The sequence below is a fragment of the Streptomyces sp. NPDC048442 genome (assembly GCF_040651475.1).
Classification (GTDB): domain Bacteria; phylum Actinomycetota; class Actinomycetes; order Streptomycetales; family Streptomycetaceae; genus Streptomyces.
The window spans coordinates 47,448-62,594 of sequence record NZ_JBEZKB010000026.1 but is presented as its reverse complement, the minus strand read 5'-3'; the positions used below and the strand labels follow the sequence as shown (position 1 = coordinate 62,594).

Sequence of the window (15,147 nt, the reverse complement as noted above, 5' to 3'; positions counted from 1 at the left end):
CCCGTATCCGCCGGATCCCCCCGCCCCCGCAGAACTGGAGTCACGCACCGTGCACCGAACCCTCGGAATCGACCTCGGCACCACGAACTCCGTGGTCGCCTGGATGAAGGACGGCGCCCCGGAGGTGCTCCCCGTCGCGAACGACCGGTTCAGCATGCCGTCCGCGGTCGGGGTCACCGAGGACGGCGGTCTCCTGGTGGGGCAGGAGGCGCTCCGCTGGCTGGACCGGGACTCCGCCCGGGTCGTCACGTCGGTGAAGCGCTTCATGGGCAGGAAGTTCGGCGAGGCAGCGGTCCAGGAGGCGCTCGGGCGCATGGGCGATGCCGCCGCCCACCTCAGCGAGGGCGGGGACGGCGGGATACTCGTCCGGCTCGGCCCGCACCACTACACCCCCGTCCAGATCTCCGCGATCATCCTCCGGCGCCTCAAGACGGACGTCGAGGCCCGCCTGGGCGTCGTCTTCGACCGCGCGGTCATCACGGCGCCCGCGTACTTCGGCGAGCGCCAGCTCGCGGCCACCCGTGCGGCCGGCGAGCTGGCCGGTCTGCATGTCGTACGGGTCCTGGTCGAGCCGACCTCCGCCGCGCTCGCGCACGGTCTGACCCGCCCCCAGGACGCCGCTCCCGCGACCTTCGTCGTCTACGACCTGGGCGGCGGCACCTTCGACGTGTCCGTACTGAACACCGCACCCGGCTATCTGGACGTCATGGCGCTCGGCGGGGACAACCTGCTGGGCGGCACGGACTTCGACGACCTGCTGGCCGACAGCCTCAAGGAGCGCTGGAAGAACAGCACCCGCCAGGACTCCCCGGCGTACGTCCCCGCCCCCACCGACGACATCAGACTGCGCCGGGCGGCCGAACAGGCCAAGATCCGGCTCTCGGCCGCGGCAGCCACGGACGTCACCGTCTCCCCCCTGGGCATGGACGGCGCGACCCTGGAACAGCAGGTGGACCGGGCGTCCTTCGAGAAGCTGATCGCGGACCACATCACAAAGACCGTCGGACACACCGCCGAGTCGCTCTCGCGCATCGACCACCTGCCGGAGGACGTGTCCCAGGTGCTGCTCGTCGGCGGTTCGAGCTCCATCCCCCTGGTGCGGGAGAAGCTCGCGGAACTGTTCGGGGAGGACCGGCTGCGCACCGACATCGACCCCATGTTCTGCGTGGCTCTGGGCGCGGCGGTGCAGTCGGCCCTCCTGGAGGAGCTCACCTGCCCCGGCTGCCACGTCGTCTCGCCGATCGACGCCGACGCCTGCCACGGCTGCGAGGCGCCTCTGGCCGGTGCGGCAACGGTCGACTGCCCCCGCTGCCACGTGCCCGCACCAGCGGGGAGCCCGGCCTGCCCGGTGTGCACGGAGGACCTCTCCGGGCTGGCCCCGCCGCCGCTGAAGGCGACGGTGGTGGAGTGTGCGCACTGCGCCGAGGAGAACCCGGCCGCGGCAATCCTGTGCAGCCTCTGCGAGCAGCCCCTCCCCGGTTTCGCCGGGCTGAAGTGCCCAGGCTGCGGAATGGTGAACTCCGCGGGGCTCAGCGCCTGTTCCCACTGCGACAGGGAGTTCGCCGTATCAACGCCTCTTGAGGTGACGGCACTTCCCTTCGGTATCCAGCAGAAGGACGGAACCCTCCGGGTCCTGGTCGAGGCCGGGGAGTCCTACCCCACCGACTGGCACGTCAAGGAGTTCCAGCTCACCGGCCACAAGGGCGACATACTGGAGATCCTGCTCCGCGAGGGCGACCTCCAGCCCGCCCACCTCAATGACCTCTGCGCGAGTCATACGTACGAGATCGAGGAGGACATCGCGGGAACCCGGTCGCTCGTCATCCGGGCGAGGCTGAACAGCGACCGCATCATCGACCTGGAATTCCGCATCGACAATGCCGACTGGCACGCGGTCAAACTCAACCGGAATCCGCTGACGAGCAAATTCCGCAGCCGCGTGCTCAATGTGCACCGGGATTACGTCACGTACCTCGCCAACTGGCAGCACGACCTCGAACAGGCCGAAGTCCTGCAACTGGAGGAGACGGAACGGAAACTGCGCGCACTGCTCGCCGGAGGCAGCACCAGCGGCACCCTGGACCACCTGCTCGACGACGCGAGGCGCCGGCGTGAACAGCAGGACTCGGTCCGCTGGGCCTCCGCGCTCTCCGCCCTCTACCCGCGCTACGTACCGCACCTCATGTCCGCAGAGGACCTCGCCACCATGCGGAACACCAACGCGGACATCCGCGCGGCGCGGAAGGAGGGAGACCTCCACGTCGCTCACACGATCGCCGAGGAGGTCATCGCCCTCAAGGACCAACTCGGCGACGACCTCTACCGAACCGTCTCCGCCCTCGCCTCCGCCTCCCAGGGCCGCGTCTCCTCGGCCCTGGGCCGCCGCATCCTCCAGGTCGGCAACCTCCTGAAGGAAGCGGCCGATTCGGGAAACACGGCCGCACGGGACGCAGCGATCTCCCGCATGGTCGACCTGCACAAGGAAGCCGCCAGAGAACTCCAGCAACAGGACGCCCCCGAACGCCAGACGATCCGCCCGGAGGGCATCACCACCTGACGTTTGTTCCCTCTCCACAGAAACGTGCTCACGATGCAGGCCCAGGGCAGGAACTCATCAGCGCGCGGCAGGAGGTCCGGGCCAGGTTCCCTCCTGCGCCGCCGCATGGAGGATGTCACCCAGCCTCAGCTATGCCGACTGCTCCCGGCCGACGGGCAGGGAGGGCTGTGACAGCGTCCGCAGGACCGTTTCCAGCAGTTCGATCGCCCTCTTCCCGCTCGCGGGATCGGCGAGCGTCGCCAGCAGTTGCTCGACGTATCCGCGGATCACGGACGCCTCGTCGGGCTCCGCCCGCGCCGCGTCGCCGCGCATCGCCGTCTCGAGGGTGTGGAAAGCCTCCAGCACCGACGCCGCCTTGGCTGCGGGGTCCCCTGTGGCGAACTGGAGGTCCGCGTACTTGTCGATCCACCAGGCGATGCCGAGGCGTCGGTCGAGGAGGGTGACGCGGAGGATTTCCAGCCGCGCGGATTCCACAGCGGCTGCCAGGCGCAGTTGCTCGGCCGCCTGCTCCCGTTGCCGCACCCGTAGGAGGTCCGCCTCCGCGACGCCGAGACGGACACTGCCGGTGATCACCAGTCGCGGGTCGGTCCGGATCTCCGCGGAGAGCACGCTGTTGACCGCCGCCTCGGCGTCTGCGGGCAGGCCGAGCGGGCAGTCGCGTACGACGGCAGCGGCGCGGTCGCGCAGCAGGCTGCGAGCCACGGCGTCGCCGTGCACGAGGGTGGTGCCAGGTGCCTGATCCTGCACCCAGTGGTAGGTGAAGAGGGCGTCGAAGCAGAGTCCCCGGTCCGCACTTTCGAGCCGGGTGGGGAAGGACCTGCCGGGCCTTCCCCACCCGCGGGACTCGCTTCCGTCCGACTTGCGCCGACGGAACACGGTCAACAACTCCTCACGCCGCCATGCCGGTCGGGCCGTCCGGGCCCGGGGAGCGGCCGTGGATGCTCTCCTGAATCTGCCGCACATACCGCACCCTGAGCCGGGCCCGGAGCTCACCTGCGCCGCCGATCACCTTGTTGAGGTCGTCACCGAGGGCGTGCGGCTCCTCAAGGAACACCGCCGAGACGACCTCCTCCACCGCGTCGAGGGGCAGCAGCCCCTCCGAGGCGGCCTCGCACCAGGCGTCGAGCACCTCGGAGGCCCGGGTCCGCAGCTCCGGGCACCGCCACGCGGCCTGCCATCCCTTCTTCAGCAACTGCCTGACAGCGTCGCCGTGTTCACCGTCGAGGGCCAGGAACATCCGGGCCAGGGAGCTCTCGTCCGTGGCCGCGGGTGCGGCGAGGACGGCCAGGAACGCCGCCCGGCTCGCCTCGTCCCGGCCCTGCACGCCCATCCACTCCACGAGGGTCTTCAGGACGCGGGCGCAGAGGTCGGCGTTGCGCAGCAGCTCGCCGAGCGCGCCGACGGCCGCATCGCGCACGCCCGACTCCTGCGCGGAGTCGAGCACGTACTTCAGCCTGGTCAGGGCGATGCTGGTGTACTCCCGCCCGAGCCTGCCCCGGCACACGGCGGCCACCGCGCGCTGCCGCTGGGGCTTGGTGTGCGCCTTCGCCCAGTTGGTGAGTTCGGCGCGCACCGCCGCTCCGAAGCGGGCGTCGACGGCCAGCTGGTCGAGCAGGTCGACCGCCAGCCCCGTGTGCTTCGTCCTCCCGGAGAGCAGCCACTGACTGGTCAGGTTGAGCACCGCGTCCGGCCCCTCGGCCTCGGCGACGGTCGTCAGGACCTCCGCGAGCCGTACGAGACTGCCCTCAGCGATCCCACCGGGGCGGCTGATCCCGGACAGCCACCCGGTGAGTACGGGGACCAGCTGCGGCCTGTTGCGCCACACATGCCGCAGCAGGGCCCGGTCGATGCCGGGCCGGTCGTGGCTGAGAGAGACGGTCCCGTCGGACGCGAAGTGCACGTCGGCGTCCGAACAGCGCTGGGTGTCGTCCGCTCCCGCGAGCGGGCCGCCCTTCCGCGCGGGCCAGTTGACGCAGGAGTCGCCCAGTAGCGCGTCCGCCGCGTCCAGAACCACACGCGCGGGGCAACCGTCGAAGACGGCCGCCGAGATCTGAAGCGCGCGGTACTCGGGCGCTTCGGGGTCCGCACCGCCGAACCAGTCGGTGAGCTTGTGCTCCCACCCCCGGAACCGGTCCCGCGCCTCCGCGTCGTCGACACCCTTCGCCTGCAGGACGATCTCCGCGAGACGCACTCCTTCCGCGGGGGACTCGTCTCCGCGCAGCAGGTCCGCGAAGACACCGCCGGACGCCTGAAGCCACGCGGTACGGGCAGCGCGCTCGGGGTGTGCCGCGATGCGCCGCTCCGCGACGCTCTTGCTGGAGGGGCGCCCGATGGTCATGACGCTGACCATGGAGTTCCGGCTGTCCGCCGCCGGGTTGTTCCACACCCGCGTGGTGGCGATGATCACCAGCCGGGTGCCGGTGGCGGCTGCACGCGTCGCGTACTGGGTCAACTGCTCGTGGAACCTGCTCCCCAGCGGCTCCCGCACCCCGGAGAGGTTGAGGAGGTAGCCGGTGTCGGGCTCGTCGGGGATGCGCGAGACATCGGGCTGCTCCCAGTCGGGGAACAACTCGAAGATCCTCTGACCCTCATCGAGCACGGTGTCCAGGAAGTCCAGTGCGGCCGTCCGCCGCCCCGACTCCTCGTCGCCGAGGAGCGCCAGGACACCGCCGTCCACCGGTGCCGGCGGCGGCACGGCCGACCTCTCTCCGCCGGGCCTCGTGGGCGGTACGAAGAGCTGCTCGGGCAGGAGCTGCCGACGGCTCACCGGGTGGGGCCGCAGGTGCGCGAGGCCGACCATGTACTGGGTGATGTTGCCGCGCGCGACGTTCATGTTGCGCACGTTGCGCAGCTCGCCCTGTACCTGGAGCAGGGGCGCCGGGCCCGGCTCCTGGGACCTCGGGGTGCCGGTCTTCGGGTCGTTGGGCTCGTTGGACTTCTCGGGGTCGGAGGGAAAGTCCTGGTAGAGCTCGTGGTCGTACGTCACTTGTGGCCTCCGCGGTGGGTGTGGATGCTGCGTCCGGCGAGGTTGAAGTCGCCGCCGCCGGTGTTGATGTCCCTCAGGACGTTGCTCTGGGAGTTGTTCTCCGCCGAGGCGGACCGGACCTCGTCGGCCAGGACCCGTACGGCCTCCGCCGCCTCGTCGGAGCGGGCCGCGACCTCGGCGAGGACATGGGCCACGAGCGGCCCGAACCGGTCGGCGACCCGCTCGCGCAGGTCCGGTCCCGCGGCCGCCACGGCCGACTCGTATGCGTCGAGCCGTACGAGGGTGTCCGCGCCCTCCTCGGGGGCATGCCGCCGGAAGAACCCGGCGACCCGCTCACGTACGTACGTCCAGCCGTCGGTTCCCATGGCGCAGGCGACGGCGGTGCCGGCGGCGAGCGCGATGTCTGCGGGGGTCGTCATGGAGCTGTTCCCATCTGTTCGAAGGCATGGCGGGGCCGATCAGCCCAACACCCGTGTCACTGGGGGCACTTGGTGTCTCGCCTCATCGACCATAGCGCAGCCAAGCTTGGGAAAGCTTGGGTATTTTTGGAATTACGTGGTCTGCGGTAAGCTGCCGACATGTCGGCATCGATCGAAGAACTGGAACGGCGCCTGGCGGAGTTGCGCGCCGAACTGCGCGAAGCGCTGCGCGCCCGCGACACCGCAGCCGCTTCCCGCATACGAAGAGCCCTCCGCGAAACGGAGGCCGCCTGGGAACAGGCCCTGGGGGCCGAGCCCGACGGCGGCCCGGTCGCAGCGGACCTGGGCTCCGCACCCCAAACCCCGCCGCCGGCCCACCTGTTGAGCACTGCACAGCCCGGCGCCCGCTCCTCAGGCGGAGCCATCCCGGTACGCGAGCAGGTCCACCAGTCCCTGACCCTCCTGGGCGCCCCAGGCTCCCCGAAGCTGATCTCGTCCGTGTACGAGGCGTTCTTCACCGAACCCCTCGTCGCCACCAAGCTGGCCTCACTGCGCCGCGACGAGGAACGCTCCTTCTCCGCTCAGGGTTACGCCCGCCCCTACTACATCTGCGCGGCCCTCACCCACGACCGGCTCACGCCCGCCCGCGGCCTGCTCGCGGTCTCCGTATGGCCGCTCGACCGGCGCATCGTCGCACCGCTCAGCCCCCGTGCCGACTTCCTGGCCCACGCCGTCGGCGTCGCCGAACAGATCCGGCGCCTGACCTCCGCCGGACACGCTCCGTCCGGGGCCGCATGGCGGCTGCTGCGCCGCTTCGCCCTCAACATCCCGGGCGCGTACGACGACGAAAAACTGGACCCCGAACGGATCGTCACCGCGGCACACGCCGAAGCCGAGGTCCACCGCGAGGCCGACAACAGCCAGCGGCGCGCTGCCGCTTCTCGCGCACTGGACCAACTGAGCGACGCACAGCAGCTGTTCGGCGTCCCCCCGATGCGCAACGTCCTGGGCAACGCCGCCGACGGCACCCGCTGAGCGCCTGCCCCGGCCCGCTCCAGCACCCTCTCCCAGCACCTTCCCGAAGAAGAGACGATGCCTCCGCAACCACCCGACCCCGGCGACTGCCCGCTCTCCCGGCTCCGCGGCCCAGAGCCCGCCCAGCCGTACACCGCCCGCAAGATCACCGCGCTGACCGCCAACCCGGCCTGCTCCCGCCGCGCCGTCCTGGACGCCTCCGGAGTGGACAAGGCGGCCCTCGCCACCCGCCTGGGCCACGAGGCGCGGTTCGGCCGGTCCCCACTCGCACTCACCCGTGAGCGCGCTTTCAAGAGCCTCGTGAAGTGGGGCGCGTACGCCGAGTTGATCCGTCTGCTCCGCCAGCAGCTGTCGGTACCCGTCGAAGAAGCGGGCGTGGTCGACATCCACGACGCGGTCGGCCTTGAGGACGAGCCCGACGACCCGGACGACACCGCGTACCGGAAGAAGGCCGATGCCACCCTCCCGAGACGGGCGAATGCCACCCGCCGCCTCATCGAGCAGGTGGCGTCCGACTCCGAGCAACGGCTGATCCTCGACCACCCCGTCCTCTGCCTGGAGGTCGCGGGACAGATCGCCTACCTGGAGCCGGACGCGCTGACGCACCGCATCGGCGGAAAGTTCTACCTCACCACGATCAGGTCGTTCGCCGCCATCGACGGCCAGGCGAACCCGACTTCCGTGTCCCAGGCCGCGAAGCAGACCGCCGTCTACATCCTGGCACTGCGCCGCACCTTCGAGGCCGCCGGGCTCGATCCACAGCAGGTCGCCGACAGGTTCCTGCTGATCTGCCCGAAGGACTTCTCCAACCGGCCGTACGGACGGCTGGTCGACGTACAGCAGGAACTCGACGCCTTGGAGTTCCAGCTCAACCGACTGCGCCGCGCCGAGGACATAGCCGCGCTGCTGCCACCCGACGCGACCCTGGACGCGAACCGCTCCCTCGGTGAACTCCAGTCGTCGCTGGCCGACTTGGACGCTTCGTACACGCCTGACTGCCTGTCCTTCTGCGAGATGGCCCGGTACTGCCGCGACGAGGCCGGGGGATGCGCCTCCCCCGCCCGGCTCGGCAGCGCGATACGCAACGCGCTTCCCGGCATCGACTCCACCCGGATCGCTCTCGCTCACCTCGACGGCACCGGGCCGGCCTCCGCGGACGAGACCGAAGCCATCGAACTGCTGCGCACCGCCGACCGGTTGCGCCGCCTCCGGGGAGGAAACATCGCATGAGCATGCTCTCCGCAGTGGCCACACTGCACGCCACCCGCTCCGGCCACGCCGAACGGCTGACGACCGTACGCCACGACCACGTGGACGACCTGCCCTTCGTGCTCGTGCCGCTGAGGCTCTCGGGTGAGGCATGCGCCCCGCTCGCCGCACTGGTCGGCACGGATCGCCACCAGCCCGTTCTTCTGACGACTCGTCAACCTCGAATGCACAGCGAGCGATTCCGCTTTGCCGAACGCCTCGCCGATCTTCTCCTGCCCCACATCGAGGGTTGCCGAAGGGGATCGGAGCCGTACTTCGTGGGCCGCGGAAAGGACAAGGAGGAACGGACCCGCGCACTGCGCGCGCCACAGCTCCTCGTACCCAACGACGAGGGCATTCACCACCTCCGTCTGCTCGGCCGCCTCACACGGCTTCGCGCGGTAGAAGGCCCGCACGCCGTCCACCCCTCCGTGCCCCTGCTCGGGAAGTGGCTCACCTGGGCCACCGACCGTACGGAGTTCCCCGGTTCCAGCACCCTGCTCGCCATGACCAGGCTGCTCGCGGCCCACTGGGCCACCGGTCAGAGCTCGTCCGAGGATTCCCACCTGCCCTCGCTGCTGGCCTGGATCGACCCACCGGCCGGGCAGAAGGGGGCCGATGCCGCACGCGAGGCCGAGGACCCCGGCCGCTGGCCGCCCGCCGGGCCCGCCACGGACCCGCAGTTCGACCACATCCTCCTTGATCTGATGACCCGTTACGACAAGGCGTCGAACGAACGCACCCGCGAAGCCGTCGGCCGACAGCTCGACGACGAACTCCGCAACCAGTTGCTGCCCACTTGGCAGTTGATGTGGCGCGGCATCGACCTGCTGCGAGGCCTGCCCGCCGGAAACCACGTCGCCGAACGGTGGACGTACGACCGTCGTCTCTTCTCCGACTACGCCGCATACCTCGACGAGGACGGCCATCCGCAGGCCCGCCGCGACCACGCGGTGGGTGCCGCCCGCCGGCTGGCCCGGATGGAGGACGCGAAGGCCAAGTACGGGGCTCAGTGCGCCTACGACGACCCACTGATCATGGCGGAGTACGAGCTGGCCGGAGAAGCCTTCACCGGAACGGTGGTGGCCCGCGACGAGCACCACACCGTCCCCGGTGCCCGCGCACCGAAGTGGCGGCCGACGATCACCCTGCGTACCGAAGTATTCCCGCGCGTACCGGTGGGGAAGACCGTCAAGTGCCCCCGCCGCCCGGGCCAGTCCGCCGAGATCATGGAAGTCCGCGCACACGGAGGCGGCTTCGAATGCGACCTCCAACTCGCCGGCGGCTTCGAGAACAAACGCAAACCACCGGCCCCGCCCGGCACGTTTCCGGACATCGGCGAGCAGCTCACCTACACCACACACGACCCGTCGACCATGCCCTCGTCGCTGCCCGACGAGGAGGACACGCCCTGGACGCACGGAGGGCCACCGCCTTCGTACGAACCGACCCACGAAGACGCCGAGGAGCCCTGGGAATGAGCATCGCACCGGAGCCGGCCGACCCTGGCGCCCGCGCCGACCGGACAGTGTCCGCCATCCTCTCGTGCCTCGACACGACCACCGGCAGAGGCGTGGTCGTGGACTCCCCGCCCGGCGCCGGAAAGTCCACCCTCGTCGTGAAGGCGACCGGCCACCTCGTCTCAACCGGGCGCCACGTCATGATCACGGCCCAGACCAACGAGCAGGTCGACGACCTGGTGGACCGTCTCGCCTCCGACCACCCCAGCCTGGCGATCGGCCGGTTGCACGCCAGTGACTTCGCCCTGCCGCCCCGCGTCGCGGGCCACCCCACCGTCACCGGCAGCTCCCAGATCGGCGACCTCCGACAGCTTCCCGTCGTCGTCTCCACCGCCAAGAAGTGGTCGTACGTAAAACCCGAGAAGTGTGAGCCCTGGCAGTGGGCGATCGTGGACGAGGCGTACCAGATGCGCTCGGACGCGCTCCTCGCCACGGCGCCGTTGTTCTCCCTCTCCGACTCCAAGGTCCTCTTCGTCGGGGACCCCGGACAGCTCGACCCCTTCGCCACGGCGGAAACGGAGCGCTGGCACGGTCTCACCTGGGACCCGCTGCGCAACGCCGTGGACGTCACCCTCGCCCACAACCCGGACCTGGCGCGCCACGAACTCCCGGTCTCCTGGCGGCTCCCGGAGACCGCCGCCCCTCTGGTGCAGAAGGCCTTCTACCCTTTCTACTCCTTCACTTCCGGCACCAGGACCGCCGACCGCGTACTCGCCCTCCCGCCCTTCGGCCGGACCTCCGCGCCCGTCGACGAGGTCCTCGCCAGGGCCGCGGACTCAGGCTGGGGCTACCTCGAACTCCCCGCCCGCCACACCCACGACAACGACCCCGCCGTCGCCGAAGCCCTCGCGGAGACGGCCGCCCGCCTCCTCGCCCGCGGAGCCACCGCCAACGGCGGGCCCCTCACCCAGGCCCGAATCGCCATCGGCACCGCCCGCACAATCCAGGCCGCAGCGGTCCGCACCCGGCTCGCCGACCGGGCTCTCACCGACATCACGGTCGACACCGCCAACCGTCTCCAGGGCCGCGAGTTCGACGTCACGCTCGTCTGGCACCCTCTCTCCGGCCGTCAGGACGCGAGCGACTTCCACCTGGAGACCGGCCGCCTGTGCGTCCTGCTCTCCCGCCACCGCCACGCCTGCATCGTGGTCGGCCGCGCGGGCATCCGCGACCTCCTCGACCGCCACCCCACCAGCCGCCCGATCCACCTCGACGTACCGCCGAAGTTCCCGGACGGCTGGCGCGCGCATCAGACGGTGATGGCACACCTGGAGCAGCCGGAACACCGGGTCCGGACGATGTGACCGTTGTCCCTTCCCATTCCTCCGCTGCCGGAAGTCCCTTCGCTGATTTCAGACGCCTGCGAACACCGATACCGTCTCCGCACCCACCAGTTCACGGAGCTTCGCCCGGGTCTCGGCATCCGTCGAGTAGACGATCGTGCCGATCATTCCCCGGGTCAGCAGCACCTTGTACGTGTTGCGGATCAGCCGGTCCACGTCGGCGTCGGGGGTCGACTTGTTGAACACCGGGTCCTTGGACTGCGTACGGTCGGTGACCCAGTGGTCTCCCCGCCAGACGAAGTCGGGGCCGAGGATGACGCCCGACCAGTCGTACTCGAAGCCCTGTGCGGTGTACACGCAGCCGACCTGCCCGAAGCCGGCCGGGTCGGTGGCCCACAGGGACGACGGGGGCGCGCCGGAGACGGCTCGATCGCCTCGGAGGTTCCACGGGCGGGACCATTGGCCGATCACCACATCGGCGGCCAAGGGTTCGCCGGCCTTGGGCTCCGGTGACCACGGCCAGCAGTACCCGGCCGACATCCGTGCGCCGTATCCCTGGGCACGGCGGTCCTCGAGGAACGACTCCATCTCCGCGGGGCTGTCGGCGATCAGGAGCTGCATCCTGTTGTCGGGCTCCCAGGTCACCGGTCCGCCGTCTTCCAGCCCGAGCAGACGGACCACCCAGCGCAGGTAGGCGTCGCTGCCGCCGCACCGGAACTGGCTCTCCAGCGGTACGACCCGGCAGGTGAAACCCTTGCGCGCGGCAGCTGCCCGGATCTCGTCGACCGTACCCATCTCTCCGGGACGTACCACCTGGTGTTCGTCGAGGAGGAAGACGGGGACGCGGGCGACATCGATGAGTTCGTCGATCTGGGGTGTTCCGGTGCGGTGCTCCGCGCGGGTGTAGCGATTGGCGGAGGTCTCGCGGATTCGGTGGGCCTCGTCGCAGATGATGACGTCGAGGCTGTTCTTCTCAGTGGTCATGAAGCTGTTGAAGTACTTGAAGAGTTCCTGCACTTCGCGCTTGCGAGCGCCCGCGACCTTGCGCATCGTCGTGGTGAACGACTTCGAGCCGGTGGCGTGCAGAGCCGGAATTCCCTGCCGGTAGAGCTCACCGAGGAGGGACAGAGCGATGACGCTCTTGCCGGTGCCCGGTCCGCCGGTGACGACCAGTACCTCCTTGTGGTCCGAGCGCTTCGCCTGCCGCACCGCGTTGAGGACCATGCGGTACGCCACCTGCTGCTCGTCCAGGAGCACGAACTGTTCACGGTTACGGACTTCTTCGGCGGCGACAGCCATCAGCTGCTTGGAGGGAACAGTCTTACCGGAGAGGAGGTCGTCGGCGGTGGATGCTCCCAAGTGCTCGGGGCTGAGCTTGGCCCGAAGGTACTCCAGGAATTCGCCGCGGCGCTCGGCGGTGAAGAGCTGTCCATGGTCGTCGGTCTCGATCACCCGCAGACCGGCGACACCGAACTCCGTGGCGTTGTGAAGGTACGCCACACCACTGACGCGCCCTGGATGGTCGGACACCGCCCCGTTGAAGTTGATCAGGTACTCGCAGTAACGACGCACCTGCTCAATGGGGTTGAGGACCGGGTGCGTGTAGGCATCGATCTGGCAGAGTGAAGGATCGTCCTCGGTCGGAGCCGCCTCACTCCACTGCTTCAGCTCGACGATCACGTACGACGGCTCTCCGGTACGTGGATGCACGCCTGCCAGGACCGCGTCGGCCCGCTTGCTGTTCAGCGGGAGCGCGTACTCCAGCAAGATCTCCACCTTGCCGAGGCCCGCGTCGCTGAGCGCGGCAGCCAGGGCGGGAATGCTGCGTTCCCAGGAACGCGCCTCGGAAGGGTTGGGCCGATGACCGTGCATATGGGCGAACTGCTCGGCGAGGTGCAGGAAGAGAGAACCGTCCAGTGCCGAGACGGCGACCGTCTCGGCAGACGCGCGGAACAACAAGGAATGCCCCCAGGCAGCACGAAGTGACTCGTGCGGGTGGGGGCATGTCCTTCGTGACTCCACCGGAGTGGAGCGGAAGCCCGTCGGGCCGCAATAACGATGTGGTCAAGGGTACCTGCGGGTTGCGTGAAGGGGAGGCACAGCGAAGGTGGGGCTGGGACTAATGCTTCGAGTCGGTGGTCACGGTGCCTCACATTCCGTAGGGGGAAGAGCAGGAACGGGGAGCGGGAGCGGGATCAGCGTTACCGGAAGCCCGCTCGGACCCGGCGTCGGCCGGGGGCAAGCGAGCCCCGCTCACTCCCCGCGCCCCGCACCGCCCCACCCCGCTCACGCCCCGCCCGGCCCCGCACCGCCCCCGGGCCCCTCACCCCTTGCTCCGCTCCCTCCACTCCGCCTGCGCCGCGTTCAGCTGCTTCGCGAGGGTGTCCAGGAAGTCCTTTGTCGGCAGCGAACCCAGCAACACCTTCTGGAAGTTGGGCTCGCTGTCCGCCTTGCTGATCTTGTTCCAGTCGGGCAGGTAGTACGGGAGCTGGACCAGCTTGGTCGAGCCGTCGGTGAGGGTCTTCGCGCCGAGGCGGGTCGGTTCGGAGGCGTTGACCCAGGGGTCCTTGGCCGCCTCGATGTGCGCGGGCATCGCGCCGGCCGACTCGTTCCACTTGCTGTTGGACTCGTGGGAGGCGGCGAATTCGATGAACTTCCAGGCGGCTGCTTTATTCTTGCTGCCCTTGAAGAGGCCCAGTCCGTCGACCGGGTTGGAGACCTGGACCCGTACCCCGTTGTCACCGATCGGCCCCGGGATGCCCGCGAACTTCTCCTCGCCGAGCGCCTTCACGTGGTCGGTGTACGAGCCGAGGTTGTGGCTCAGCATGCCGATCGTGCCGGTGTCCCACTGCGCGACCATCTTCTTGAAGTCGTTGTTGACGTCGGCCGCAGGCGTGGTCTTTTTGTAGAGGGCGACGTACTTTTCGAGGGCCGCGACGTTCTTCGGGTCGTTGACCGTGGTCTTGTCACCGTTCCAGAAGTCGGTGATACCGGACTGGCCGTACGCGGCGTCCAGTGCCTGCGCGATGGAGCCCGCGCCGCCCCGGATCGTATAGCCGAACTTGTTGTTCTTGGCGTCGGTCAGCTTCTCCGCCGCCTTGTAGAACGCCGCCCACGTGGTGGGGGCCTTCAGCCCGGCCGCCCTGAAGAGGTCCGTGCGGTAGTAGAGCGTGCCGTTGCTCGCGGAGGTCGGGACGGAGTACATCTGGTCGCCGCGTCCGCCGGCCGTCTTGACCGAGTCGACCATGACGGGGACGAGCTTGCCGTTCAGGGCGGGGGAGCTCTTGATGCGGTCGCCGACCGGGTCCAGGGCCTCCTGGGCGACGATGTTGGCGAGGTAGGCCGCGCCCACACCGCCCACGTCCGGGAGGCCGCCTCCCGCGATGGCCGTGTCGTACTTCGACTGCACGTCCTCGCTCGGCACCGGGACGTACTTCACCTTGATGTCCGGGTTCTTCGCCTCGAAGGCCTTGATGATCTCCTGCCAGACGGCGGTGCGGACGCCTCCGTTGTTGTCCCAGAAGGTGATCTCGCCCTTGCCCGATCCTTCGGTGCCGCTGCCGGTGGTTCCGCCGTCGCCACAGGCGGTGGCCGTCAGGGCCAGTAGGGCGACCAGAGCGGCCAGAGATGCGGTTGGCGCCGAACGTTCTTTGTTTCTGCGTGTGTTGTGGTGGTTCGTCATGGTGGATGCGCTCGATTCATTGAGGCTGATGTTGTGTGAGATGCGGAGGAGGAGCGGGAGGGGGAGGGGTCAGGCGGGCTTGATCGCCGGCGGGAGGCTGCTCTCGCGGATCAGCGTCTGGCCGATCGCCTTCAGTTCGCCGCCCGGGTGCCAGGAGGCCGTGAGGGAGCCGTTGTTGGTGGCGGAGCCCCGGCTGAGCGCCCTGATGAGCGAGCGGTCGATATGAGCGGTGTCGGACCGCTGGGTCGCAGCGGGGGCGGTTGCCTGCGCGGCCTCTGCCTCCGTGGCGCCCGGCCCGCCCACGAGGAGGGCGAGTGCGGCGGTGCAGGCCGTCGCGGCGGCCAGGAGTCCGGCAGCAAGCGCTTGCCGGTGGGGTGGGTCATTGCGGCTCCCCACGTGTTTGGAGGGAAGGTGAGG

11 protein-coding genes are annotated in these 15,147 nt (G+C 69.6%); 5 read left to right on the top strand and 6 right to left on the bottom strand.

What is annotated here, in order from left to right:
* Positions 1-49 precede the first annotated feature (49 nt).
* Positions 50-2,557, top strand: a complete 2,508-nt coding sequence (locus AB0D18_RS31180; RefSeq protein WP_362426021.1) for an Hsp70 family protein — start codon at positions 50-52, stop codon at positions 2,555-2,557.
* A 129-nt stretch (positions 2,558-2,686) separates the two neighbouring features.
* Here the strand turns inward: AB0D18_RS31180 and AB0D18_RS31175 are convergent, their stop codons facing one another.
* Genes AB0D18_RS31175 through AB0D18_RS31165 form a run of 3 tightly spaced genes read right to left on the bottom strand, consistent with a single transcriptional unit; the run spans position 2,687 to position 5,962 of the window.
* Positions 2,687-3,433, bottom strand: coding sequence for a hypothetical protein (locus AB0D18_RS31175; protein WP_362426018.1), 747 nt, complete (start codon positions 3,431-3,433; stop codon positions 2,687-2,689).
* A gap of 13 nt (positions 3,434-3,446) precedes the next feature.
* Positions 3,447-5,543: a hypothetical protein gene (locus AB0D18_RS31170; protein WP_362426015.1), complete on the bottom strand. Its 2,097-nt coding sequence runs from the start codon at positions 5,541-5,543 to the stop codon at positions 3,447-3,449.
* Entirely contained in the window at positions 5,540-5,962 is a 423-nt protein-coding gene (locus tag AB0D18_RS31165; RefSeq protein WP_362426012.1) for a hypothetical protein, read from the bottom strand. The genes AB0D18_RS31170 and AB0D18_RS31165 overlap by 4 nt, the downstream gene beginning before the upstream one ends.
* Before the next feature lie 159 nt (positions 5,963-6,121).
* Here AB0D18_RS31165 and AB0D18_RS31160 point away from each other — a divergent pair, with 159 nt between their 5' ends.
* From AB0D18_RS31160 to AB0D18_RS31145, 4 genes are read left to right on the top strand one after another with little or no spacing between them, the layout of a single operon-like run.
* Complete coding sequence (locus AB0D18_RS31160; protein ID WP_362426011.1) at positions 6,122-6,997, top strand: hypothetical protein; 876 nt, start codon at positions 6,122-6,124, stop codon at positions 6,995-6,997.
* A 57-nt stretch (positions 6,998-7,054) separates the two neighbouring features.
* Entirely contained in the window at positions 7,055-8,227 is a 1,173-nt protein-coding gene (locus tag AB0D18_RS31155; protein WP_362426008.1) for a hypothetical protein, read from the top strand.
* Positions 8,224-9,726, top strand: a complete 1,503-nt coding sequence (locus AB0D18_RS31150) for a hypothetical protein (RefSeq protein ID WP_362426006.1) — start codon at positions 8,224-8,226, stop codon at positions 9,724-9,726. The genes AB0D18_RS31155 and AB0D18_RS31150 overlap by 4 nt, the downstream gene beginning before the upstream one ends.
* Positions 9,723-11,069, top strand: a complete 1,347-nt coding sequence (locus AB0D18_RS31145) for an AAA domain-containing protein (RefSeq protein ID WP_362426003.1) — start codon at positions 9,723-9,725, stop codon at positions 11,067-11,069. Before AB0D18_RS31150 ends, AB0D18_RS31145 begins: the two co-directional genes overlap by 4 nt.
* A 48-nt stretch (positions 11,070-11,117) precedes the next feature.
* Here the strand turns inward: AB0D18_RS31145 and AB0D18_RS31140 are convergent, their stop codons facing one another.
* The 3 genes from AB0D18_RS31140 to AB0D18_RS31130 form a co-directional block, all read right to left on the bottom strand.
* Positions 11,118-13,007 (bottom strand): DUF2075 domain-containing protein, encoded by a 1,890-nt coding sequence (locus AB0D18_RS31140; RefSeq protein ID WP_362426000.1) that lies wholly within the window; start codon positions 13,005-13,007, stop codon positions 11,118-11,120.
* 364 nt (positions 13,008-13,371) lie between these two features.
* Positions 13,372-14,730: a sugar ABC transporter substrate-binding protein gene (locus AB0D18_RS31135; RefSeq protein ID WP_362425997.1), complete on the bottom strand. Its 1,359-nt coding sequence runs from the start codon at positions 14,728-14,730 to the stop codon at positions 13,372-13,374.
* Between the two features lie 69 nt (positions 14,731-14,799).
* Entirely contained in the window at positions 14,800-15,126 is a 327-nt protein-coding gene (locus AB0D18_RS31130) for a hypothetical protein (protein ID WP_362425994.1), read from the bottom strand.
* Between the last annotated feature and the right edge of the window lie 21 nt (positions 15,127-15,147).

Excerpts from the sequence above, each read along its gene's own strand:
- AB0D18_RS31165 (WP_362426012.1), bottom strand. The coding sequence starts at position 5,962 with ATGACGACCCCCGCAGACATCGCGCTCGCCGCCGGCACCGCCGTCGCC.
- AB0D18_RS31160 (WP_362426011.1), top strand. The coding sequence starts at position 6,122 with ATGTCGGCATCGATCGAAGAACTGGAACGGCGCCTGGCGGAGTTGCGC.
- AB0D18_RS31155 (WP_362426008.1), top strand. The coding sequence starts at position 7,055 with ATGCCTCCGCAACCACCCGACCCCGGCGACTGCCCGCTCTCCCGGCTC.
- AB0D18_RS31150 (WP_362426006.1), top strand. The coding sequence starts at position 8,224 with ATGAGCATGCTCTCCGCAGTGGCCACACTGCACGCCACCCGCTCCGGC.
- AB0D18_RS31145 (WP_362426003.1), top strand. The coding sequence starts at position 9,723 with ATGAGCATCGCACCGGAGCCGGCCGACCCTGGCGCCCGCGCCGACCGG.
- AB0D18_RS31135 (WP_362425997.1), bottom strand. The coding sequence starts at position 14,730 with ATGACGAACCACCACAACACACGCAGAAACAAAGAACGTTCGGCGCCA.